The sequence below is a fragment of the Micromonospora sp. NPDC047527 genome (assembly GCF_040643015.1).
Lineage (GTDB): Bacteria > Actinomycetota > Actinomycetes > Mycobacteriales > Micromonosporaceae > Micromonospora.
This window is the reverse complement of the sequence record NZ_JBEYTK010000003.1, coordinates 22,784-46,194: the sequence shown is the minus strand read 5'-3', so window position 1 is coordinate 46,194 and position 23,411 is coordinate 22,784. Positions and strand designations below refer to the sequence as shown.

Here is a 23,411-nt window from a genome sequence, read left to right as displayed (position 1 = left end):
GCAGGGGCCGGCGCAGCTATGAAGATCCTGCACACCTCCGACTGGCACGTGGGGAAGGTCCTCAAGGGGCAGTCCCGGGCCGAGGAGCACAAGGCCGTCCTGGCCGGGGTGATCGACATCGCCCGCGCCGAGCAGCCCGATCTGGTCATCGTCGCCGGTGACCTCTACGACACGGCCGCGCCCACCTCCGAGGCGACCCGCCTGGTCACCCGGGCGTTGACCGCGCTGCGCCGCACCGGCGCGGACGTGGTGGCGATCGGCGGCAACCACGACAACGGCCCCGCGCTGGACGCGCTGCGGCCGTGGGCCGAGGCCGCCGGCATCACGCTGCGCGGTGGGGTGCGGGAAAATCCGGACGAGCACATCATCGACGGCACCACGGCCGGCGGCGAACGGTGGCAGTTGGCCGCGCTGCCGTTCCTGTCCCAGCGGTACGCGATCCGCGCGCTGGAGATGTACGAGCTGACCGCTGCGGAGGCCAACCAGACGTACGCCGACCATCTGGGTCGGGTGCTGGGCCGGCTCACCGAGGGCTTCACCGAACCGGACCGGGTGCACCTGGTCACCGCGCACGTCACGGTGACCGGGGCGGCCGCCGGTGGTGGCGAGCGGGACGCCCACACGGTGCTCGGCTACGCCGTGCCGGCCACCGTCTTCCCGGCCACCGCGCACTACGTGGCGCTGGGTCACCTGCACCGGGCGCAGCGGGTCGCCGGGCCCTGCCCGGTGCGCTACAGCGGCAGTCCGCTCGCGGTCGACTTCGGTGAGCAGGAGAATGTCCCGTCGGTGACGCTAGTCGAGGTGACCGCCACCACCGCCGCCCGGGTCCGGGAGGTGCCGGTGACGGCGGCGAGCGCGCTGCGCACCGTGCGGGGCACGCTGGCCCAACTCGCCGAGATCGAGGCGCCGGACGCGTGGCTGCGCGTGTTCGTACGGGAGCAACCCCGCGCCGGCCTGCGCGAGGAGATCCAGGAGCTGCTCCCCCGGGCACTGGAGATCCGGATCGACCCGGAGTTGCTCGCCTCGCCGGGCAGCGGCGCCCGCATCGCGCAACGCTCGGGGCGCTCGCCCCGCGAGTTGTTCGCCGACTACCTGGACAGCCGGGGGCACGCCGACGAGGGCGTTCGGGAACTCTTCGACGAGCTCTTCGAGGAGGTCGATCACTGATGCGTCCCATGCGGTTGGACATGGCCGGTTTCACGGTCTTCCGGGATGAGACCACCGTCGACTTCACCGACGCCGACTTCTTCGCCCTGATCGGCCCGACCGGCTCGGGCAAGTCCACGGTGCTGGACGCCATCTGCTTCGCCCTGTACGGCATGGTGCCCCGCTGGGGTGGCCCCCGAGGGCTGGCCAACGCGCTCGCGCCGTCGGCGACCGAGGCCCGGGTGCGGCTGGTCTTCGAGTCCGGCGGCGCGCGGTACGTGGCGACCCGGGTGGTCCGCCGGGACGGCCGGGGCAACGTCAAGACCGCGAACGCCGGGTTGCAAATGATGCCGGCCGGTTTCGACGTGACCAAGCTCGACACCGGGTTGAGCCCGGACGATCTCGGTGAGGTGGTGGCCGGCACGCCCGCCGAGATGGAGCAGGCGGTGCTGGAGGCGGTGGGGCTGCCGTACGAGCAGTTCACCAGCTGCGTGGTGCTGCCGCAGGGGCAGTTCGCCGATTTCCTGCACGCCAAGCCGGCGACCCGGCAGCAGATCCTGGTCAACCTGCTCGGCCTCGGCGTCTACGAGGGCGTGCAGAAGAAGGCGACGGCACGGGCCGCGCAGGCGGAGGCCCGCCTGGACGCCGTCGACCAGCTGCTCGCCGGCCTGACGGGTGTGGACGACGAGGCGTTGGCCGAGGCCGACGCGCGGGTCGACCGGATGGTCGAGCTGGCCGGCGCGGTGACCGCTGCCGTTCCGGAGCTGGCGGCGGCCCGGGCGACCGCGCGGGAGGCGGCGGCGGCGTTGACCGCGCTGGACGACGAGCTGACCGTGCTGACCGGCATCAGGGCACCCCGCGGGGTGGCCGAGATCGCCCGAGCCGTGGTCGAGGCACGGGCCGAGGCCGAGGCGGCAGCCACCGGCGTCTCGCTGGCCGAGGAGCGGGAGGAGAAGCTGCGCGGCGAGCTGGCCGGTGCCGGTGACGAGAGCGCGCTGCGACTGCAACTGCGGGCGTACGAGGAGCGGGATGGGGTGACCGGCGAGGCCGAGACGGTCCGCGCGAGGGTGAGCGCCGCGCACGACGAGCACAGCGCTGCGGTGGCCGCGCTGGCCGCCGCCCGCGCCGACGCCGAGCGGGCCGACGCCGAGCTGGAGGCGGCCTTCCGGGCGCACGAGGAGGCGAAGGCCACCGACCTGGCGGTCAGCCTGCGGGTGCACCTGCATCCGGGCGCGCCCTGCCCGGTCTGCGAGCAGCCGGTGACCGAGGTGCCGGCGGTGCCGGTCGACTCGGCGGTGGCCGCCGCCACGGCGGCCGGCAAGGCGGCGCGGGCCGCCACCAAGGCCGCCCAGGCGATGGTGCAGCAGCGGGACGCGGCGGCACGGGACCTGGAGCGGTTGCTGGTGCAGGCCCGTGCCCGGCAGGAGCAGTTGGACGCCCGGCTGGCCGACCTCGACGGGCAGCTCGTCGGCGCGGCGGAGCCGGCCGTGCTGCGCCGGGAGCTGGCCGAGCACGCGCGGCTACGGCGCGCCCTGGAGGAGGCGGCGACGGCCGTACGCGCGGGCCGGGACAGCGCCCGCAAGGCCCGCGCCGGGGTGGACGCCGCCGAGGATCGGTTGCGCGCTGCCTGGCGGGGCTTCGACAGCGCCCGCGACGGGTTGGCGCGGTTCGGCCCGCCCGCCACCGACCGGGACGACGTGGCCGCCGCGTGGACGGCGCTGACCGGTTGGGCGAGCGCCGAGGTGGAGCGCCGCCGCGCCGACCGGGCCGCCCGGGCCGCGGTCGTCGCCGAGGCCGAGGCGGCTGCCGACGTCGTGCAGCAGGGCATCGCCGGCATCTTCGCCGCCGCCGACGTGCCGGTCGCCGACGATCCGGTGCATGCCGCGACGGTGGCGGTGGAGCGGGCCGAGGCCGACCGGCGCCGGCTGGCCGAGCGGCGCGAGCAGGCCGGGACGCTGCGCGAGCAGCGGGCCGAGCACGAGCGGGAGGCGCAGGTGGCACGCGCTCTCGCCGGGCACCTGCGGGCCAACAACTTCGAGCGGTGGCTGCTGGCCGAGGCGTTGGACCTGCTGGTCGACGGCGCGTCGGGGATCCTGCGGGAGTTGTCCTCCGGGCAGTACGAGCTGGTGCACGACAAGGGCGAGTTCTTCGTGGTCGACCAGCACGACGCCGGGCTGCGTCGGGGTGTGCGGACCCTCTCCGGCGGTGAGACGTTCCAGGCGTCGCTGGCGTTGGCGCTGGCGCTCTCCGAGCAGTTGGCCGGCATGTCGACGACCGCGGCGAGTCTGGAGTCGATCGTCCTGGACGAGGGCTTCGGCACCCTGGACGCGGCCACTCTGGACACGGTGGCCGCGACCCTGGAGAGCCTGGCCGCCCGGGGTGACCGGATGGTCGGCGTGGTCACCCACGTCCCGGCCCTGGCCGAGCGGATCCCGGTCCGCTTCGAGGTGCGCAAGGATGCGCGTTCGGCCCGCATCGAACGGACGGGCCGGTGAGCGCGAGGAGCGCAGCGCAGCGGGGCCCCGCAGTCGCGAACGAAAGGCCAGTCCGGTGAGCGCGAGGAGCGCAGCGCAGCGGAGCCCCGCAGTCGCGAACGAAAGGCCAGCCCGGTGAGCGCGAGCGACGCGGCGTTCTTCGTCGACTCGTGGGATCCGGCGTACGGTGCGTCGTTCGAGGCGTCCGCGTCGGGGCCGGCGACGCCGAGCAGCGCGCAGGTCGAGGCGGACGTGGAGTTGCCGGCCGTGGACTGGCGGGCGATCGGGGTACGCCCGGACGTGCGGTCGCCGGACGTGGTGCTGTTGGTCGACGGGGTCCGCAGGATCGACGCGAGCATCTGGACGGCCGAGGCCGACGGCGGGTCGTTCCCGGGTGTGGCCGCCTCGTACGCGGCCGGGGTGGTCCGCTGCGACCTGGGTCGGGGGGCGGCGCAGCTGGCCGGGACCCGGGTTGGTCGGGGTCTGTTCACGGCGAGCCCGTCGGCGCAGGACGTGGTGGCGGGGGCGATTCGGTACCCGGTGCACCGGGTGGGCGGCACCGGTGAGCTGGCGAAGCTGCCGGCCGCCGTGCAGGGCCCGTTGACCGCGTTGGAGGTGGCGGTGTCCGACGCCGCCCGGGTCGACGGCGACCTGTTGGTGGTGGACGGCCCGTTGCGCAGCCGCCGGCAGTTGCCGCGCACGCTGGGCTACATCAAGACCCAGCACAGCCAGTACCTCGATGCCCGCTTGACGGCGGTGGTGACCGGCATGGCGTCCGGTGAGCGTTCGCCGGTGTTCCGGCTCGGCACGGCCTGGGGCGGCTGGTCGTGGTATCTGCGGTTGCCGGTGACGCTCGGCGCTCCGTGGGCGGGCATCGTCCGGGTGGAGTGCTCCGCCGACCTGCCCGTCGAGTCGGCGATCGAGCTGGCCGACCTGTCGCTGGTCACCCTGCCCCGGTTCGCGTCCACCCCGTACAAGGATCCGCGCGCCCCGCAGAACCTGATCCCGATCGCCGGCCTGGAGCGTCGCCTGCGGGCGCTGCTCGGCGACTCCCGGCTGCTGCACCGCGCGTTGAGCGCCGCGGCCCGCGTCGGCCGCTGAGCGGGGGGCTGGTCGCGATGGGACGTAAGCGGGCGGGTGACGACCGGCTGGTCGAGCAGGTGGACACCGGGCAGGCCGAGTTGGTGCCGTCCCCGGACCGGCCCGGTTCGTGGACGTTGCTGCTGGACGGCGCGCCGCAGTCGCACGTCGACCTGACCGATCCCACCCATCTGGAGTTCGAGTACGTCCGGCGGCTCGCCGCCGCTCTGGACCTGATCGCGCCCTCCGGCGAGCCGCTGCGGGTGCTGCACCTCGGTGGTGGCGCGCTGACCCTGCCCCGGTACGTCTCCGCCACCCGGCCCGGCTCCACCCAGCGGGTGTCCGAGGTGGACGGTGCGTTGGTGGAGTTGGTGCGTCGCGCGCTGCCGTGGCCCGCCGACACCCGGCTGCGGGTCCGCGTCGAGGACGCGCGGGCCGTGCTGACCTCCACCCGGGACGCCAGTTACGACGTGGTGGTCGCCGACGTCTTCGCCGGTGCCCGTACCCCGGCGCATCTCACCTCCGTGGAGTACGCCGCCGAGGTGGCCCGGGTGCTGCGCCCGGCGGGCTGGTACCTGGCGAACCTGGCCGACGGCCCGCCGCTGCGGCACGCCCGTGGGCAGGTCGCCACGGTCCGCGCGGTGCTGCCGCAGGCGTGCCTGGTCGGCGACGCGGCGGTGCTGCGCGGCCGCCGGTACGGCAATCTGGTGCTGGTCGCCGGCCGGACCACTCCCCCGGTGCCCGAGTTGACGCGGCGTGCGGCCGGCGACTGGTTTCCCGGGCGGGTGGTGGCCGGCGACGAGTTGGACCGCTTCTCCGGTGGGGCGACGGTGGTGCACGACGCCGACGCGACCGGCTCGGATCCGCCGCCGCCGGGCCTGTTCTCCGTGCGCCGCTGACACCGCGCCCGACGGCGCCGCAGAACTTTTTCGCGGAATGTTGATCCGCTCGCGGCGCCGATGCGTACCACCGGGCGTCCCGCCTTGTGGGGGCGGCGTTGGTCAACGGACATCCCGGAGGTCTGCATGCATGCGGTGGCGGCCGGTTGGCACGGCGACGCGGTTCGCGCAGACTGGTTGTCCGCGCGGTCGTCGTCGAGGCCGACTTCGTCTGCCCGAGGGGTCGACGCGCGAGCGTCGTCTCGCCAAAATGATCCGGTGACGCCCCGACCGGCGCCCGGGCGCCACCAGGCGACGACAACCGAGGCCAGCCATTCTGACCAGTTGATCCGGTTGCTCTACGCGGAGCACGCCGGTCCGTTGCTGATGTTCGTCATGCGGCTCACCGGGGGGGACCGGCAGCGCGCGGAGGACATCGTTCAGGAGACGCTGCTGCGGGCCTGGCGCAACGCGCACCGTCTCGGCGCGCAGGGGCAGGGGTCGTTGCGGCCGTGGCTGGTCACCGTGGCCCGCCGGATCGCGATCGACGAGCACCGTAGCCAGGAGGCCCGGCCGCCGGAGACGTACGACCGGGACCTGACCGCGTTCGCCGAGGCGGACAGCACCGACCGGGTGCTACGCACGATGACCGTGGCGGACGCGCTGCGTACGCTGAGTCAGTCGCACCGGGAGATCCTGATCTCGACGTACTTCCGGGGGCGGACGGTGCCGGAGGCCGCCGAGGAGTTGGGGCTTCCGTTGGGCACCGCCAAGTCGCGGGTCTACTACGCGCTGCGCGCGCTGCGCACGGCTCTGCAGGAGCGGGGGGTGACAGAATGAGCCGACCAGACCACATGGACGTCGCCGCATACGCGCTCGGCGTGCTCGACGAGCAGGACACCGAGCGGTTCGAGGAGCATCTCGCCGCGTGCTGGGCGTGCGCGGCCGAGCTGGAGACGATGGTGCCGGTGGTCGGCCTGCTCTCCGGCATCGACGGCGAGACGATGATGGCGCTGGAGCAGACCGCCACCGATCCAGCCCTCTTGGATCGGACGCTGGTCGCGGTCCGGGCCGACCGTCGGCGTACCCGGTTTCGTCAGTTGCTCGCCACCGCCGCGGCGGTGGTGGTCTTCGGCGGCCTTACGGGGTACGGCTTCACGAGTGTGGCCGGCGACGAGGCGCCGGGGATTCTTGCGGGGTCGCCGACGAGCGCGCCGGCGAACGATCCGCCGACGGCCGCGCCGACCGCCCCGCCGAGCGGCCCGGGTGTCGGCGGCACCGAGGAGGAGGGCGACCAGGTCGACGCCACCGATCCGACGACGGGCGTGCAGACGACCATGTTCCTGGTCGAGCGGGAGTACGGCACCCGCATCAACTTCAGTCTGCGGAAACTGCCTGGGCCGCGGACGTGCCGGCTCGTGGTGGTGCGTAAGAACGCCACTACCGAGGTCATCTCGACCTGGTCGGTGCCCGAGGGTGGTTACGGCACGAACAACCGCCCGCAGGGTCTCGAACTGAGTGCGTCGACGTCCGCTCCGGCGAGCGAGATCAAGCAACTCCAGGTGCAGTCGGTCGACAGCCACGGGGTGGCGAGCCCGCTGGTCACGGTGCCCATGTAAGGTCCCGCATCGAATCGGCACCGGTCATTTCACAATGGCCGGTGCCGATCTGTTGTTTGGCGGGACAGGCCTCGTGCAGGGCCACACGGATGGACGTCGAATTCGGTTCAACGAATCCGAGTGAAATTGACCACTGTTACTACTTCAACCTTGACAGCCCGCCCGCCGTACCTATGGGTGAACTGCCAAGAATGAGGAGGGCACGTGGCACAGATGAAGCGGACCGTCATCCTGGTGAGCGCGATGGTCGCACTAACGGCCTGCGCTCCCGCGGGTTACGACGGGGCGAACTCGAGCGCGGTCGAGCCGGTCGCCGTCGCCGCGGCCGAGCCCACCGCATCGGCTGAACCCGAGGCGTCACCGGCCGCGGACGCGCCGGCCGCCGACGCGCCGCCGGCCGCGGACGTCGACCTGACCGAGAAGTTGATCGGTAAGAGCGTGGCCCGCATGGGCAAGGTCGTCACCGACCAGGACGGCTGGATCCTGTACCGCTTCGACAAGGACACCGCCGACCCGCCCGCGTCGAACTGCGTCGACAAGTGCGCGCAGGTCTGGCCCCCGGCGCTGACCGACGGAAACCCGCAGCTCACCGGGGTCTCCGACGACAAGGTCGGCAGCGTGACCCGACAGGACGGCACCCGCCAGCTCACCATCGCCGGCTGGCCGGTGTACCGCTACATCGGCGACAAGAAGCCCGGCCAGTGGAAGGGCCAGGCCGTCGGCGGCACCTGGTTCGTGGTCCAGCCCGACGGCAAGAAGAACCTGAGCTGCCTGCCCACCAACACCCCGAAGCCGGTCGCCCCGCCCGCCGACAGCGAGTCGAGCGACGCCGGTGGTGGCTACTCGTACTGAGCCCGCCACCACGAGGACACGATGGTCGGTCGCCGCCGGGGAGGGCGCGACCGGCCATCGTCATGTCCACGGCGTCGGCATACCGGTGGTGCCGGCATCCTCGTCAGACCCGCTCCCAAGGGCTCGGGACCGGAAAGTAGGTGTCCAGGAACGGGATGAGCAGCGCCAACTGGGCGGCCAGGTCCTCCTCGACGGAGTACGCGTCGTTGAGGCAGAACACCTGCCGGTCCCGGCGGGCCAGCAGGTGGGCCAGCCGGGCGGGTGTGTCCGGGTTGGACAGTTCCGCGATGGTGTAGCGCAGGCCCCCCGGCACCGCACGGCCAGTGTGGAACGCGTAGTAGTGGTGCAGCGACGAGGCGATCGACAGGTCGTTCATGCTGCGGAACTGGCTGGCCGCGGTTCGGCGGTACGGTTCGGGAAACGTCTGCTCGATCTCGTGGAGCACGCTGCGGCGCAGCGCGTGCGGCATGTGCTTCATCTTCTGGGTCAGCACCGTGCCAAACCGGTCGGCGATCAACGCCCGGTTGTTCTTTCCGGCCGCTGACGACGGGATGTCGTCGTCGGTGGGCGGGCCCGACGGCACCAGCGCCGGAGAGGGAAAGAACCGGGAGATGCCGTTGGCCAGGAAGAAGTCCTGGGGAAACACCTCGGTGCCGAGGAAGACGTCGTCGTTGAAGTACAGGAAGTGCTCGGCGAGGCCGTCGATGTGGTGCAACTGGCTCTCGATCGCGTGCGAGTTGTAGGTCGGCAGCGCGGTCGGATCGGCAAAGATCTCCCGGTGGCTGACCACCCGTAGACCCGGTGCGGTGTCGTCCAGCCAGGTCGGCACCTGGTCGTCGGTCACCAGGTAGATGTGGCGCACCCACGGCGCGAACAGGTGCAGTGAGCGCAGCGAGTAACGCAGTTCGTCCCGGCTGAGAAACCGCGCCGCGCTCGCCGCCTCGGCGTGGTACGGCACACCGGCCACCTCGGCCCGGCGGCGCAGCCAGGCCGGGTCGGTGCCGTCGACCCAGGTGTAGACGACGTCGATCGGGAAGGTGACGTCCTCGGGGAGGGGGGCGGCGAACTCCGGCCGGGTACGAACGGTCGCGGTGCTCGTGGGCGGGGCCAACGAGCTGAACAACGCCGGGGCTGCGGCGACCGCTGTCGCGGTCAGCGGCACCTCCTCCGTCACCCGGTTGCGCCGGGGCGCGACGAGCCGGCCGTCCCGCCGGGTCCAGAACTCCACGTCGCACCCGTACGCGTGCCCCAGCACCAGGAGCCGTCGGGGTTCCGTCCAGTACCAGGTCACCCGGAGCACCGACGTGGTGGACAAGCGCCGCCACACCGGCCCCTCGAAACCCGGTTCGGGGGGCCCTTCCGGCTGGTCACCAGCCCCGAGGGCCGCGCTCACGTAGCCGGGAACCCGGGCGCAGGCCGTCGCCAACGCGGCCAGCACCCGGTCCCGGTCGACGGCGTCCACCGCGACCACGGAGGACTGGTTCGACACGCCACGAACGGTGAAATGGGCGACGCCCGCCTCGTCGAGAGCTGCTATCACCGTCGACAGGTTCGCCTGTTGCGCCCCGAGCGGGGTGATGTCCCGGCGGACCCGCGCAACCCGAGGGGCACGGTCGGCGGTCACCATGATCCGGTCCGACTCGGCCAGCAGGTCGGGTTGCCGACGCGCCAGCCGCTCGGCCCGCCGCTCGCCCGCGCGATCGTCCCGCGAGGCTCGGGCGACCCACTGCTTCAGCTGGTGCCGGGTACGGGGGCTCACCTTCGTCGCGATCGCCCGTCGGGTCTGCGGGCTCAGCACCCGTCGGTAGACGTCGACGAACCGGGACGGCTCGGCGAGGGCCGGCTTGGTCGGCGGCGTACGCTTCTGCTCGGTCATCGCCTGTCCTTCCCTGCGTTCGCGCTCACGGACGGTCGATGACGACGATCGACAGCTCGCTGTCACGGGTGTAGTACGGGCGGACCCGTAGCAATGGCGCGGGATCCTCCTCGACGAGGTCCAGCCCTGGCTCGTCCACGAGGTAGATCTCGGGATAGTTGTAGATGAGCTTCTTGTCGACCACGTCATCGACGAGCAGACCCAACCGGACCTCACGGTCGGTGCCGGCCTGCGCCAGCCACAGATCCCAGTCCTCGTAGCGGCCCAGTCGCTGGACGGTCAGTTCCTCGACGGCGACATCGATGCGCAGGTGGCCGGTGCGGGTCGGCACCAGTGGCACGGAGACGGCCCCTTCGTGGTGGCCGCGTCGGCGCAGCATGGCCTGCTCCGGGACGCCGATGCCGGACCAGGCTATCTCGATCGACACCCGTTCGCCGCTGAGGGCGATCCGCCGCACCTCGGCGTGCTCCTCGCGCACCCAGCTGCGTACCGCCAGGAAGCCGTCGGCCGTTCGGTACGGCACGTGTGACCGGACCGCGTACCCGCCGGCCGGGTCGTCCACCGGTTGATGACCGCCCGCGAGGACCCGCGTGTCGATCCGGTTGGGACGCAGCCGGAGTCGCGCGCCGGTGGGTGGCTGGAGGTAGGCATTCCAGCGGCCCTCCGGCAACGCGTGCGCGGGCAGCACGGCCACCTGCTGGGCGGCGTCGTCCTGCGGCTCCAGTGGCACCTGCACCTTGTGCCCGGTGTCCCGGTCGCGCAGCAGCAGGTGTCCCCCGGCGGCGATACCCGGGGCGTCGATCCGCCAGCTGAGGCTGCGGTCCGGCAGCACCAGACAGTCCACCACCGGCCCGGCGGCCGGTGCGGCGGCCCGCCGCCGGATCGCCTTCTGCAACCGGGCGGAGGTGGCTCGGGCGTGCCGGATGCGGGCCAGGCGGACCAGGGCGCCCATACTCGCCCGGCGGGCCAGGTCGCTGCCGGCGATGCCGCGCAGGACCGGGTCACCCAACAGGCGGACCAGGTTGGGTTCCCGGATCAGCTCACCGCCACGAGCCAGGACCGACCGGCGGACCCGCGGTCCCTTGCCCGATCGGGCAGCCCGCGAGGACCCGCCGGGTGTCGGGCCTCGCTCGGCCAGCACGGCGGCACACCGCTGGGCGAAGGCCTCGGCGATCGTCTCCGGGTCGAAGCGGGCCGCGTTCACCAGTGCCACCTTGGCCAGCCGGGCCCGGAGGTCGTCGTCGTGCATCAGCGTCCGCAGCGCGTCGGCGTACGCGTCGACGTCGTTCATCGGGACCAGCAGGCCGTCGACACCATGCTGAATGATCTCCCGGGGGCCGACCGGGCAGTCGGTGCTGACGACCGGGAGGCCGAGCCGCATCGCCTCCACGATGGTCATGCCGAACGACTCACGCTCGGACGACACCGCGGCGATGGATCCCTTGACCCATTCCGTCGACATGTCCTCGCGCCGGCCCATCAACTGGACCTGGTCGGACATCCCCAACTCGCGGATCTGCGCGACCAGCGCCGGGCGTTGCGGCCCGTCGCCGTAGATCCGCAGTTTCCAGTCCGGGTGGTCGCCGGCGACCCGCGCGAAGGCGGCGATGAGCCGGTCGTACCGCTTGATCGGGTCGAGCCGCCCGGCGCTGACCACGATCCGGTTGCTCCCGCTGGCAGGCGGCACGGCGGGCCGGGGAACGCTGTTCGGCAGCGCCTCGACCCGGGTGTGCGGCACCGGATTGCCGGACCGGAACGCGGCGGCGTCGCCATCGGTCACGGTGAAGGCGAGGTCGATCCGGTCGTACGCGAGCCGGATGTGGTCCTTCAGCGCGTCGTCGATCAGATCCTGCGTCATGTGCTCCTGCGCCACCCGGACCGCGTGGTCGGGACCGTACCGCGCCACCGCCAGATTCAGGCCGGGCCGGGTTCCCACGATCACGTCGGCCCCGGTCGAGCGCAGGTATTCGATCACCCGCTCGTCGGTGAGCCGGCTGTACTGGGTGTGGAACTCCTCGCTCTCCGGCACCAGGAGGGACGGCTCCCGGTGCTGGGGATCGACCCGGTCGGGGCGACGTGGCCGGGTATCGACGAGCGGTACGAGCGCGATCCGCTCGTCGATGGCGAACATCGGTCGGTCGAGCCGCCGGAACACCGAGGCGATCTCCACGTCGTGCCCCTGGCCCACCAGGGCGGTGGCCAGGTTCAGCACGGCCCGGTTGGTGCCGCCGACGCCGTACATGTTGTGGATGAGAAAGGCGAACTTCACCCGGAGGTCCTCAGCTCGTACGGACTCGGGACCGGGAAGTACGCCTCCATGAACGGTTCGAGGATGCTCATCTGGTGTTTCAGCTGCGCGAACGTCGAGTAGGCGTCGTTGATGCAGAAGGTGTCCCAGTCCCGTCGTGCCTCGGCCCGCCGCAGCCGCGCCTCAAGATCGGGCACCGCGAGCTGGACGTAGCCGTAGTTGACGTGGCCAGGCAGCGCGCGGCCGGTCAGGAACGCGTAGTAGTGGTGCAGGGAGTACGTGATGGTGAGGTCGTTGGCGCTGCGGAACCGGCTCCGCATGGTGGCCTCGTGCTCGATCGGGAACTCGCGTTCGATCTCGGCCAGGATGCTGCGGCGCAGCGGGTAGGGCACGTGCTGGGTGCCCTGGGTGAGCGTCCGGCCGAACCGCTTCTCGATCAACGCCCGGTTGTTCTTGATCATCGCGTCCACTGGGGAGTCCAGGTGGGTGATCTCGCCGAGCGGGATCCGGTTCTGCGACAGGAAGAACTTGGTGTTGCCGTTGGCGAGGAAGAACGTCTGCGGCGCCAGTGGGCGACCGAAGAACATGTCGTCGTTGAGGTACAGGAAATGCTCGGCGAGACCGTCGATGCGGTGCAGCTGACTCTCGATCGAGCACGAGTTGAAGGTCGGCAGGGCGTCCGGGGCGGCGAAGATCTCCTCGTGGTTGACCAGGAAGATGTTGCCGGCGCTCAGGTCGAGCCACGCCGGCCGCTGGTGGTCGGTCACGATGTAGATGTTGCGGACCCACGGGGCGTTCAGGTGCACCGACCGTAGTGAGTACTTCAGCTCGTCACGGTTGATGTAGCGCGACTCGCTCGCCGCCTCGACGTGCAGCGACTCGCCGCGCACGCCCGCGCGGCGTTGCTGCCACTGCGGGTCCGCGCCGTCCACCCAGGTGTAGACCAGATCGATCGGGAAGTCGATGTCATCGGGGAGCAGCCGGTCGAACTCCGGCCGGCTACGCCGGGGTGGGTGCTGCTTCACCGGGGACGCCAGCCTGGTCAGCCGGTGCTCGCCCACCCGCACCGGCGTGCCGTCCAGGGCCACCGCCCGCATCATCCGGTTCGGTCGGGGCGAACGCAGCACACCGGCGGCCCGGTCGGGCTTCCAGAACTCGATCTCGCAGCCGTACGCCGGGCCGAGGGTCAGCTTCAGGGTGGGGTCGACGCGGAACCAGGTCAGCTTGATCGCCCGTGCGGAGTACAGCTCCGTCCAAGCCTGGGTCTCCGACGCGTCCTTGAGGCCACCGACGATCGGCGGTCGGGGCAGCACCTGGCTCACGTAGCAGGTCGCGGCCCCACCGAGCTTCTCCAGCGCGCCCAGGGCGGCCACCCGATCGACCTCACTGACGCCGATCACGGGCGTCCGGTCGTCCATGCCCCGAACGAGGAAATAGTCCACCCCGTGCGCGTCGAGCGCACCACTCACCGCGTCGACGTTCCGCTGACGCCCCAGGATCGGGGTGAGGTCGGCATGGACGTGCGCGGTGCGACGGCCGCCGTCGACCAGGATCTCGCACAGGTCGGACACGTCGCCCGGGACTCGTCCCGGCGGGACGGACCGGCCCGCGCCGACGGGCCCGGGTGGTGCGACCGGCTGTCGCGGTACCGCCGGCATGTGGTTCACGGCACTTCCTTCGTGGAGGTCAGGGACGATCCGGAGCGGTTCGGCCGCAGGGCGAAAAGGCCGCCCGCCGTGGACACCGCCAGAACGACGGGTCGGCCGCTGTGGTCGACCTGGACGGCGTGGCCGCCAGCGATCGGCGTCGGCTCGCGGAGCCAGCGACAGGGCGTCGACCCGCCCGGATCCAGCCAGGCGACGCTGGAACTGGACGCGTCGTCGCGGACCGCCAGCAGAACGGCGCCCGAGTCGGCCACATACCGGGCGGTCAGGGGGCCGGGGCCGCCGTGGCCGCCGAGGTCGGCGGCCGTCAACAGGTCCCACTCGCGGCCGGCGCCCCGGGTGCGGTACGACAACACCGACGCCGAGTTCCGCCGCCGGAACAGGAGCAGCCGATCGCCGTCCGGCAGCCGTAGCACGGCCGGTGGCCCCGCCGGTGGCTCGGTCTCCAGGAGCGTGTACTCGGCGGTGAGTTCCGGCACCGTGACCCGCCAACGGGCGGTTCCGGTGCGCCCGGCGGCAAGCACCTCCACGGTGTGGTCGTCCAGCGCGACGGCGGTCAGGCCGTCCTGGGTGTCCCAGCCGCCGAGGTCCTGCCACGGCGTCCAGGACGTCCCGTCGTGCAGTCGGGCGCTCAGTCCCTTGCCAGCGTTCCTGGCCAACAGCAGGATCCTGCCGCCCGGCAGGGCGACGGCCTGCGGCATGCCGATGTTCCGCCGCTTCGCGGGATCGCTGCGCCCGTTGGGGTTGCCAAGCGACTCCCACCGGACCTCCGCGTAGTCCCCGGAGGCCGGAAGCACGATCGTCCAGACGTCGCGGACGTGCCGGTCCGGCTCCGCGGTGAGCCCTTGCCGCACCGCGAAGAGCCGCCAGCCACCGTCGGGAGCCGCCAGCGCGGCGACGTGCGGCAGGAGTCGCGTACCGGGAACGCCCCGACCCGGGGCGAACCCACCCGACCTGGTCGCCCGCCAGTGCACCACCCGGCCACCCCGTACGGCGAAGGCGGACAACCGACCGTCGCCGCCCTGGACCGCCCAGGCCCGGGAGCCGGGATAGCGCAGGGTCGTGCCGGAGGCGTTCCCGGCGCCGATCGCGTCACCACCGACCTTGAGGTCGCCGTGGCCCACCGGACCGTCGGCGGGGCGGCGGTCAGCCCACCCGTAGACGTCCTTGTACCGCTGCTTGAGCGCCCGCCCCTTCGGGCTGAGGTTGGACGGCCACCGTCGGACGTAGTAGCCGCGGAACGCCTCGACGGAAGCGGCTCTGCCACCACCCTCGGCGAACCAGCGACGGGCCGCCTCATGGGCGAACAGCCCCGTGATGGTGTGGAAGATGTGGTCGGAGTAGTCGCCGGTGTCGGCGTGCTGTGGGTTCGCCTTGTTGTGCAGTTGCCGGTCGGGGTCCGGGTCCATCGTCCACAGCAGCGTCGGGTCGGCGTCGCGCAGCAGATGCAGCAGCGCCTCGACAAGGCTCTCCCGCGAGTAGTCGAAGGTCGCGGAGACCGGGGAGTCGGTCGGAATCATGGTGGGCGTACGGGCGGCCTCGCCGGTCCACAGGCGTGGCAGCGGGCCGGCGTCGGCCGGAGAACCTGGCGGCGGCGAACACCAGAGGTTGAGAGAGACGATCCGGATCTGCGGCGCGTCCACCAACGTCGACAGATCCGCCTCGATGCCGGACCCGACCGTGATCGCCGCACGGTGCCACTTGGCGCCCCGGTCGCCCAGGACCATGTCCCCATATGCAGCACGAAGTCCGTTGAACCGGGCGGCGGCGAAGCCCTCGAAGTCCACCGGCAGCGCGGCGTGCGCCGCGGTGCCACCCGGGGCGTTCCGTCCATCCGCCTCACCCGTGGTCAGGCAGACGGTCAGGTGCGCCTCGCTGTGTCGCAGCTGGCTGGCGAGCAACGGGTTCAGGAAGTACAGGTCGTCGTCCTGGTGGGCCATCACCGCCATGGACCGGGGCCGACCGGGGGACTGCCACCGCTGCCCGGCCTGTCGGGGCAGCGCCACGGCGCGCTTACCGAGCGCCCGCAACGGCGCGATCCAGCGATGCTGGTCAGATGTCACGTCACTCTCCGAGTCGGATCGGCGCGTCGGTGGCCGGCGGAGGGCCACTCGTTCGGGGCGAGGGCGGCCACGTGGCCGGCCTCGCCGTCGGTGGGACCTGCAGGATCACGGTGGTGCCCGGAGCCGGCTGCTGGACGCTGCGCCGATCGCCTCCACTCTTCCGCCACAGGGCGGTGGCCCCCAACTGTCGGCGCTCGGCAACCACATCGTCGGGCAGCTCGAAGGGCGCCGGGAAGGGCAGGTAGCGCGGCAGGAAGTCGGCCAGCATCTGCTCCTGGGCGGCCATCGTCGCCGGGTCCGAGTCGGTGTCGTTGAGGCAGAACACGTCACGGTGCCGGCGGGTCAGCAGCTCCGCGAGGCGCGCCGGGGTCGACGGGTGACCGAGGTCCGCGTACTCGTACTCGATGTCGGCCGGCACTGCCTGGCCGATCAGGTACGCCCAGTACTGGTGCAGCGACGAGGGGATGGACAGGTCGCCGTGGTGGCGGAAACGGTGCCGGGCCGTCGCGAGCACGTCGACCGGCAGCATGGCCTCGATCTGCTGCATGATGCTGCGCCGCAGGGCGAACGGCGTGTGCTTCATCTTCTGCGTGATGGTCACACCGAACTGCCGCTGGATGTGCCGGCGGTTGTTCTTGCCGGCGGCGTTCACCGGCGGGTCGCTGGGCTTCGCCTCGCCCAGCCCGAACTGCGCCGGCGAGAGGAAGAACTTGGCGATCCCGTTGGCGTGGAAGAAGTGCGTCGGCAGCAGCGGCCGGCCCAGGAAGACGTCGTCGTTGAGGTAGAGGAAGTGTTCGGCCAGGCCGTCGATGCGGTGCAGCCGGGACTCGATGGCGTGCGAGTTGAACGACGAACGTCCGCCGAGGTCGGCGAAGAGCTCGGCGTGCGAGATCACGGTGACCATCGGGTGGTTCGGGTCGAGCCAGCTGGGCAGCTGGCTGTCGGTGATCAGGAAGATCCGGCGGAGCCACGGCGCGAAGCTGTGCAACGAGCGCATCGAGTACCGCAACTCGTCGCGGTTGTGGTAGCGCGACGTGTTGGCCGCGATGGCGTGCAGCGGCCCGTCGGGGGTGCCGAGCGCGTCCATCTTGCGCTTGAGCCAGTCGGGGTCCGAGCCGTCCACCCAGGTGTAGACGGCGTCGATCGGGAAGCCCACCCGGTCCGGCGCCCGGACCGTGAGGTCACGGCGGGTGCGGTAGGTGTGGTCGTCCGCCTCGGGAACGAAGTGGCTGATGAGCGCCGCGGCGACCCGGACCTTCTCCGCCTCCGCGGGCGCCTCGTCGATCACCGCGTTGTGCCGGGGGGCGCGGACCACGTCGCCGTGCCGGGTCCAGAACTCGATCTCGCAGGCGAACTGCGCGCCGAGGACCACACCCGCCCGCACGTCGGTCACCGGGAACCAGACCTGGATCACCTCGGTCGGAGCATCGTCGGGCCGGTCCCGACCGGGCTGGACGGTGAGCGTCCGGACGTGCGCCCCGGACAGCGTCGGCGCGGACTTGACCAGGCGACGCACGGCCGGCCGCTGGTCGTCGAGGACGGCCACCGTGCTCCGCAGGTGGTCGTCGTTGCGGATGCAGTGGTAGTCGATGCCTGCCGCTTCCAGGGCGGCGGTGACGGCGGTGAGGTTGCGGTGCCACAGCTGCAACGGCGTGGCCGTGTCGACCACCTCGGCCCGGGTCCGGACACCGCCGTCGGGCACGGTCACCAGGGCACCCGACGGATGCACGGTGTCGCCGCCGCGCCGCCGGGAGAAGGCCTGCACGAGGCCGATCCGGCGGTGGGCGGGCAGTAGACCCAACAGGCGTCGCCGTACGGGCTGGGGCAGCAGTCGGTAGATCTTCAGGGCAATCATGCGCCGGGCCGTTCGCTGGGAACGGCCACCTCGTCGGCGGCCACTGTCAGCCCTGCTGGTGGGTAGCGGCGTGGAACCCCACTCGCGCTGAAGCAACACACACTCGTGCAGCCATCACTGCATGCCCTTTCACAGTTCCCCCGTGGGCACCGCGTGGGATCCGGCACCGGCTGCGTGCCGCGCTGCGGCGGCTGTCGGCGGGCACCGAATCTCCGGGCCGGCTCGCGCGCTCTCCCATTCAGCGGGACAGACGGTGGCCGCCGCAGTTGCCCGGAGCGGTGCGTTTACTGCGGAAAATCAAACAACCACAGGTTCCACAGCCGACACACAGAGGGACGTCCCATAAGTACGCTCCGCCCCGATTCGCGAAAAAAATACTGGCCATTCGGTCGGTACGACAGCACCGGTACGGCCAACTGAAGGTGTCCGTGCGATTCTGCCCAACCGACTGCCGAACGGCTACGTGGTGAACGCCGATCCTCACCTGGCAGAGTGGCGGGGTGACCGAGACCGAACCCGCCGCGACCCGGGTGCTGCACCCGCCGGTCGGCTATCGGCTGGCCGCGTCGGTCCGCGCTCTGACCTTCAGCCCGTACGACCCGTGCGCCCGCATCGCCGCCGGCACCTTCTGGTGGGCGACCCGCACCCCCGACGGCCCGGCCACGCTCTCACTGCGGCCGGCCGGCGGTGAGTTGCTCGCCGAGGGCTACGGCCCGGGCGCCGAGCACGTGGTGGCTCGGGCCGACGCGATCGCGGGGCTGCGTGACGACCTGACCGGCTTCGCCGAGTTGGCGGCGGCGCACCCGCTCGTCGCCCGGCTGGCCCGGGAGCACCAGGGACTGCGAATGCCCACCACCGGGCAGGTCTTTCCCCGACTGTTGCGGGCGGTGTTCGAGCAGAAGGTCACCGGCAAGGAGGCGTACCGGGCGTACTCGGCGACCGTGCGGCACTTCCGTGAGCCGGCGCCCGGCCCGCTGCAACCGCTGCTGCTGCCGCCGGAGTCCGCCGCGGTGGCCGCCACCCCGTACTGGGTGTTCCACCCGTTCGGCGTCGAGCAGCGCCGGGCCGACACGCTGCGCCGCGCCGCCGCGCTGGCCGACCGGCTGGAGCGCTGCGCCGACGCCACCGAGGCGACCCGTCGACTGACCGCCATCGGAGGCATCGGCCCGTGGACCGCCGCCGAGGTGGTCCGGATCGCCTACGGCGACCCGGACGCGGTAAGCCTCGGCGACTACCACATCCCGAACACGGTGGCCTGGGCGCTCGCCGGCGAGGCACGCGGCGACGACGCCCGGATGCTGGCTCTGCTGGAGCCGTTCCGGGGCCACCGGGGCCGGGTCTGTCTGCTGCTGGAGGCCGCCGGCATCCAGGCGCCGAAGTACGGCCCGCGTGCCCCGATCCGCTCGTTCGCCCGGTTCTGACCAGCCCGCCCGGCGCGCACCGGTCGGCGATCGCCGGCCAGCGTACGGGCGACGGTCGGGCCGCGCGTCGGTGCCGGCGACGGCTGTGGTGTGCTGCCCCGATGAGCGCCGAGGCCAGCATCGTCCCGGCAGGTGCCGCGGACGCCGGTGAGATCCTCACCGTGCAGCGCGCCGCGTACCTGACCGAGGCACAGCACTACACCGATCCTTTCCTGCCGCCGCTGACCGAGACGCTGGACGAGGTCCGGGCAGCGTTGACCGGCCCGGCCACCGTCCTCGCCGCCCGGCTGGGGCACCGGCTGGTCGGCTCCGTCCGCGCCCACCTGGACGGGGACACCGCGCACATCGGGCGGCTGTCGGTCGCCCCCGACCAGCAGGGTCAGGGCATCGGGGGTCGGCTGCTCGCCGCGATCGAGGCGGCCTGCCCACCCGAGGTGGCCCTGTTCACCCTCTTCACCGGCGCGGACAGCGCCCGCAATCTCCGGCTCTACGAGCGGCACGGCTATCGGGTCGTGGCGCACCGGCCGGACCCGAACGGCATCCAACTGGCGGTGCTGGAGAAACCCGCCGTGCTGGACGGGCCTGCCGTCAGCCCTCCTCGCTTCGACGCTTGAGGCCGTCAGCCTCCAGCCGCAGGTAGTGGCGAAGCAGACCGCCGTAGAGCCAGCCGACCGGCCCGGCCAGCAGCCCGGACTGGGCGATCGCCAGCTCGACCCGGGTGCCGCCGCCCAGCAGCGGCGACAACCGGTGCTCCCCGCGGGTGTGCACTCCGGGGGTGTCGGAGACCCAGGTGAACTTACGCCCCTCGGTCAGCCCGGTGACCCGCCACACCGCCGGTCGCAGCTTCGGTTGGGTCACCCGGGCGGTCGAGCCGACGGCGAGGGGGCCTGACTCGCCCCGTTCGATGTGGCTCACCGAGGCCGTCCACTCTGGCCACCGCCGCACATCGACCAGCACCTCCCAGACCCGCTGCGCATCGGCGGCGATCTCCGTACCAGCTTCGAACCGCATCACGTCTCCTCCCCGGCGGCACCGCCCGGCGCCGCCGCGCGATGGGGACGAGGCTGCCCGGCACATCGTGACGCGCGCATCCACCGGCCCGCCAGCTTCGGGCGCGGACCCGCCGACACCTCGCGCGGGTCAGGCGGCTTCGCGCAGGTCGGCCAGGCTCAATGGGGTACGCCGGGCGAGCAACTCCTCCAACTCCGGCACCGAACCGACCTCGCCGAGCACATTGCGGCCACCGCCGAACCGCTCCGGGTATCGGCGGGTCAACCGGTAGCGGTAGCGGCCCCGGATCAGCTCGACGCTCACCCGCCACCGCCCGCAGCAGTCACAGACCCACTCGGACATCTCGCGAAAGTAGCTCTGACCTGCGCTTATCTGATTCACCCGGTCGGGACGAGCGGCGCTCGGGCGGACACGCCGCCCCCGCGTGCACCGTGATGTGCCTCACGACTGTCGGTACCGTCTGATTGACTGGCGCCGTGGACCTGCCGATCAACCCGCCGGTCGAGCCGATGCTGGCCAAGAGCGTCTCCAAGCTGCCCACCACCGCCGGGCTGACCTACGAGCCCAAGTGGGACGGGTTCCGGTGCATCGTGTTCCGCGACGGCGACGAGGTCGAGCTGGCCAGCCGGGGCGGCAAGTCGATGACCCGTTACTTCCCCGAGGTCGTCGAGCAGGCCCGCCGGCAACTGCCCGCCCGGTGCGCCGTCGACGGGGAGCTGATCGTGATCCGGCGCGACGGACCAGCCGGCCAGCCCCGGCTGGATTTCGAGCTGCTGGCCCAGCGCATCCACCCGGCGGCGTCCCGGGTGAAGCTGCTGGCCGAGACCACCCCGGCCGACTTCGTCGCCTTCGACCTGCTGGCCATCGACGACGAGTCGCTGCTCGACCAGCCGTACCCGCGCCGCCGGGAGCGGCTGGTCGAGGCCCTGGCCGGGGTCCGGCCGCCGGTGCACGTCACCCAGGTCACCACCGATCCGGACACCGCACGCCGCTGGTTCGACGTCTTCGAGGGCGCCGGGCTGGACGGCCTGATCGTCAAGCCGGCCGACCTGCCCTACGAGCCGGGCAAGCGGTTGATGTTCAAGGTCAAGCACGCCCGCACCGCCGACGCGGTGGTGGCCGGCTTCCGCTGGCACAAGTCCGGCCCGGTGGTGGGCTCGCTGCTGCTCGGTCTCTACGACGACGCCGGTCTCCTGCACCACGTCGGCGTGAGCGCGTCGTTCACCATGGCCCGCCGCGCCGAACTGCTCGACGAGCTGGCACCGTACCGGGACACCGGTGGCGAGCACCCGTGGGTGCACGGCGACCACGAGCGCGGCCAGCGCATCCCGGGCGGGGTGAGCCGCTGGACCGGCACGAAGAACCTGGAGTGGGAGCCGCTGCGCCCGGAGCTGGTGGTCGAGGTGGGTTACGACGCGATGGAGGGTGAGCGCTTCCGGCACACCGCGCGGTTCGTCCGCTGGCGGCCGGACCGCGATCCCCGCTCCTGCCGCTACGACCAGCTCGACCGCCCGATCCGCTACGACGTGGACCAGGTGCTGCGCGGCGACCCGACGACCACCGTGGACCGAGCCTCCACCGGCCCGGCGTAGCCTGGCTGTCGACCCGACCTCGGAGGATCACGTGACCCGCACCGCCGACCAGCCGTGGATGGCGACCAGTCGCCGGGTCCGTCGCAGTCTCGCCGCCTTCGTGGTGGCGGCGCTGCTGACCGCCGGCTGCACACTGCCGGCGTTCGCGCCGCGCACCGAGGTGCAGGGCGAGGCGGCGCCGGCCGGCAGCTCGGCGACCTGGCGGCCCTGCCCGGAGGTGGCCGAGGACCTGGTCGGCCGCGGCGCGCCGGACATGCGCTACGAGTGCGCCCGGATCGCGGTCCCCCGGGACTGGGGCACCGGCACCGGAGCGACCGCCGGGCCGGGTGCCGGGCAGACCTTCGAAATCGCCCTGCTGAGGGCCCGGTCCAGCAAACAACGTGACCGGATCGGCTCGCTGGTCGTCAACCCCGGCGGTCCGGGCGGCTCCGGCGTGGACACCGCCGTCTACCTCTCCTTCGGCAGCCAGTTCGGTGGTCTGCCCAGCTCGATTACCGAGCGATTCGACATCGTCGGCTTCGACCCGCGCGGCGTGGCCCGTTCCAGCCCGGTGAAGTGCATCTCCGACGCCGACCTGGACGCCAGCTTCGGCTACGACCCCGATCCGGCGAGCCAGGCGTCGTTCGACGGTTTCGTCGGGCTGAGCCAGCGGATCGGGCGCGGCTGCGGCGACCGCTACGGCGACCAGTTGCCGCTGTACGGCAGCGAGCAGGCCGCCCGGGACATGGACGCGGTCCGGGCCGCCGTCGGCGACGACAAGCTCACCTACCTGGGCTACTCCTATGGCACGCTGCTCGGCGCCATCTACGCCCAGCTCTACCCGCAGCGGGTGCGCGCGCTGGTGCTCGACGGCGCCGTCGACCCGCAGCAGCGGCTGGTGGCCGGCTCGGAGAGCCAGGCACGCGGCTTCGAGCGGGCGTTCGACAACTTCAGCCGTTGGTGCGCCGCGAACGCCGCCCGCTGCCCGATCGCCCCGGACGCCCGCGCGGCGGTCACCACGGCCATCGACAAGGCCAAGGTCTCCCCGGTACGCGGTGACGACGGGCGCGAGGCCACCGCCGGCTGGGTCTTCTACGCGGTCATCTCGTCTCTCTACACCGAGTCGGGCTGGCAGGAGTTGGCGCAGGCCATCGACCGGCTGGCCGAGGGCGACCCGAAGGACGTGTTCCGGCTCGCCGACTCGTACGCCGGCCGGGAGAGCGACGGGCACTACTCCAACCTGTTCGACGCCAACCTCGCCATCAACTGCGCCGACGAAACCGAGAAGCCGAGCCGCGACGAGATCCGCCAGTTGCAGTCGGAGTGGCGCACGAAGTACCCGCTGTTCGGGCCGGCGCTCGCGGTCGGCATGTTGAGCTGCGTCGAGTGGCCGGGCGGGCGTGACCCGTACCCGACCGGGAAGGCCAACGGCGCACCGCCGATCGTGGTGGTCGGCACTACCGGCGACCCGGCGACGCCCTACGAGCAGACCCCGCGCCTCGCGTCGATGCTGGGCGTCGGTCGGGTGCTCACCTGGGAGGGCGAGGGGCACACCGCGTACCCGCAGACCTCCTGCATCACCAACGCGGTCGACGCGTACCTGCTCGACCTGACCGTCCCCCGGGACGGCCTGCGCTGCCCAGCCCGCTAGCG

The 23,411-nt window shown here is 72.2% G+C and carries 18 protein-coding genes; 11 read left to right on the top strand and 7 right to left on the bottom strand.

Going from position 1 to position 23,411, the window contains the following annotated elements:
- Positions 1-18 precede the first annotated feature (18 nt).
- The 7 genes from ABZ808_RS13315 to ABZ808_RS13285 all read left to right on the top strand — a co-directional run bounded on the left by ABZ808_RS13315 (position 19) and on the right by ABZ808_RS13285 (position 8,049).
- The gene (locus ABZ808_RS13315; RefSeq protein WP_357004996.1) at positions 19-1,167 is read left to right on the top strand and encodes an exonuclease SbcCD subunit D; all 1,149 of its coding nucleotides are present in this window, start codon (positions 19-21) and stop codon (positions 1,165-1,167) included.
- On the top strand, positions 1,167-3,641 hold the full coding sequence (locus tag ABZ808_RS13310) for an SMC family ATPase (RefSeq protein ID WP_357004992.1): 2,475 nt from the start codon (positions 1,167-1,169) through the stop codon (positions 3,639-3,641). Before ABZ808_RS13315 ends, ABZ808_RS13310 begins: the two co-directional genes overlap by 1 nt.
- Before the next feature lie 114 nt (positions 3,642-3,755).
- Positions 3,756-4,721: a hypothetical protein gene (locus ABZ808_RS13305; protein ID WP_357004989.1), complete on the top strand. Its 966-nt coding sequence runs from the start codon at positions 3,756-3,758 to the stop codon at positions 4,719-4,721.
- A 17-nt stretch (positions 4,722-4,738) separates the two neighbouring features.
- A complete protein-coding gene (locus ABZ808_RS13300; protein WP_357004986.1) occupies positions 4,739-5,599 on the top strand; it encodes a fused MFS/spermidine synthase in 861 nt (286 codons plus the stop codon).
- A gap of 126 nt (positions 5,600-5,725) precedes the next feature.
- Complete coding sequence (locus tag ABZ808_RS13295; RefSeq protein ID WP_357004982.1) at positions 5,726-6,418, top strand: sigma-70 family RNA polymerase sigma factor; 693 nt, start codon at positions 5,726-5,728, stop codon at positions 6,416-6,418.
- Positions 6,415-7,197 (top strand): zf-HC2 domain-containing protein, encoded by a 783-nt coding sequence (locus ABZ808_RS13290; protein WP_357004978.1) that lies wholly within the window; start codon positions 6,415-6,417, stop codon positions 7,195-7,197. The genes ABZ808_RS13295 and ABZ808_RS13290 overlap by 4 nt, the downstream gene beginning before the upstream one ends.
- A gap of 213 nt (positions 7,198-7,410) precedes the next feature.
- Entirely contained in the window at positions 7,411-8,049 is a 639-nt protein-coding gene (locus ABZ808_RS13285) for a hypothetical protein (protein ID WP_357006739.1), read from the top strand.
- Between the two features lie 103 nt (positions 8,050-8,152).
- Here the strand turns inward: ABZ808_RS13285 and ABZ808_RS13280 are convergent, their stop codons facing one another.
- From ABZ808_RS13280 to ABZ808_RS13260, 5 genes are all read right to left on the bottom strand, one after another.
- Positions 8,153-9,925 carry a stealth family protein gene (locus ABZ808_RS13280; RefSeq protein ID WP_357004975.1) on the bottom strand — a complete coding sequence of 591 codons (1,773 nt, stop codon included), beginning with the start codon at positions 9,923-9,925 and terminating at the stop codon, positions 8,153-8,155.
- Positions 9,926-9,950: 25 nt separating this feature from the next.
- Positions 9,951-12,194, bottom strand: a complete 2,244-nt coding sequence (locus ABZ808_RS13275) for a glycosyltransferase family 4 protein (protein WP_357004972.1) — start codon at positions 12,192-12,194, stop codon at positions 9,951-9,953.
- Positions 12,191-13,744, bottom strand: a complete 1,554-nt coding sequence (locus tag ABZ808_RS13270) for a stealth conserved region 3 domain-containing protein (RefSeq protein WP_357004969.1) — start codon at positions 13,742-13,744, stop codon at positions 12,191-12,193. The genes ABZ808_RS13275 and ABZ808_RS13270 overlap by 4 nt, the downstream gene beginning before the upstream one ends.
- Positions 13,745-13,836: 92 nt before the next feature.
- Positions 13,837-15,900: a PIG-L family deacetylase gene (locus ABZ808_RS13265; RefSeq protein ID WP_357004966.1), complete on the bottom strand. Its 2,064-nt coding sequence runs from the start codon at positions 15,898-15,900 to the stop codon at positions 13,837-13,839.
- Between the two features lies 1 nt (position 15,901).
- A complete protein-coding gene (locus ABZ808_RS13260; RefSeq protein WP_357004963.1) occupies positions 15,902-17,755 on the bottom strand; it encodes a stealth family protein in 1,854 nt (617 codons plus the stop codon).
- Between the two features lie 500 nt (positions 17,756-18,255).
- On the opposite strand from ABZ808_RS13260, the gene ABZ808_RS13255 reads away from it, so the two are divergent.
- Positions 18,256-19,176, top strand: a complete 921-nt coding sequence (locus ABZ808_RS13255; protein WP_357004960.1) for a DNA-3-methyladenine glycosylase 2 family protein — start codon at positions 18,256-18,258, stop codon at positions 19,174-19,176.
- Positions 19,177-19,277: 101 nt separating this feature from the next.
- A complete protein-coding gene (locus tag ABZ808_RS13250) occupies positions 19,278-19,790 on the top strand; it encodes a GNAT family N-acetyltransferase (protein WP_357004957.1) in 513 nt (170 codons plus the stop codon).
- On the opposite strand, the gene ABZ808_RS13245 is transcribed toward ABZ808_RS13250, so the two are convergent.
- The gene (locus tag ABZ808_RS13245) at positions 19,765-20,187 is read right to left on the bottom strand and encodes an SRPBCC family protein (RefSeq protein WP_357004954.1); all 423 of its coding nucleotides are present in this window, start codon (positions 20,185-20,187) and stop codon (positions 19,765-19,767) included. The genes ABZ808_RS13250 and ABZ808_RS13245 overlap by 26 nt on opposite strands.
- Before the next feature lie 129 nt (positions 20,188-20,316).
- A complete protein-coding gene (locus tag ABZ808_RS13240) occupies positions 20,317-20,529 on the bottom strand; it encodes a hypothetical protein (RefSeq protein ID WP_053653514.1) in 213 nt (70 codons plus the stop codon).
- Between the two features lie 134 nt (positions 20,530-20,663).
- Here ABZ808_RS13240 and ABZ808_RS13235 point away from each other — a divergent pair, with 134 nt between their 5' ends.
- Together ABZ808_RS13235 and ABZ808_RS13230 are read left to right on the top strand one after the other, a co-directional pair.
- Positions 20,664-21,779 carry an ATP-dependent DNA ligase gene (locus ABZ808_RS13235; RefSeq protein WP_357004951.1) on the top strand — a complete coding sequence of 372 codons (1,116 nt, stop codon included), beginning with the start codon at positions 20,664-20,666 and terminating at the stop codon, positions 21,777-21,779.
- Between the two features lie 58 nt (positions 21,780-21,837).
- Positions 21,838-23,409 (top strand): alpha/beta hydrolase, encoded by a 1,572-nt coding sequence (locus ABZ808_RS13230; protein ID WP_357006736.1) that lies wholly within the window; start codon positions 21,838-21,840, stop codon positions 23,407-23,409.
- The last annotated feature ends 2 nt before the right edge of the window (positions 23,410-23,411 follow it).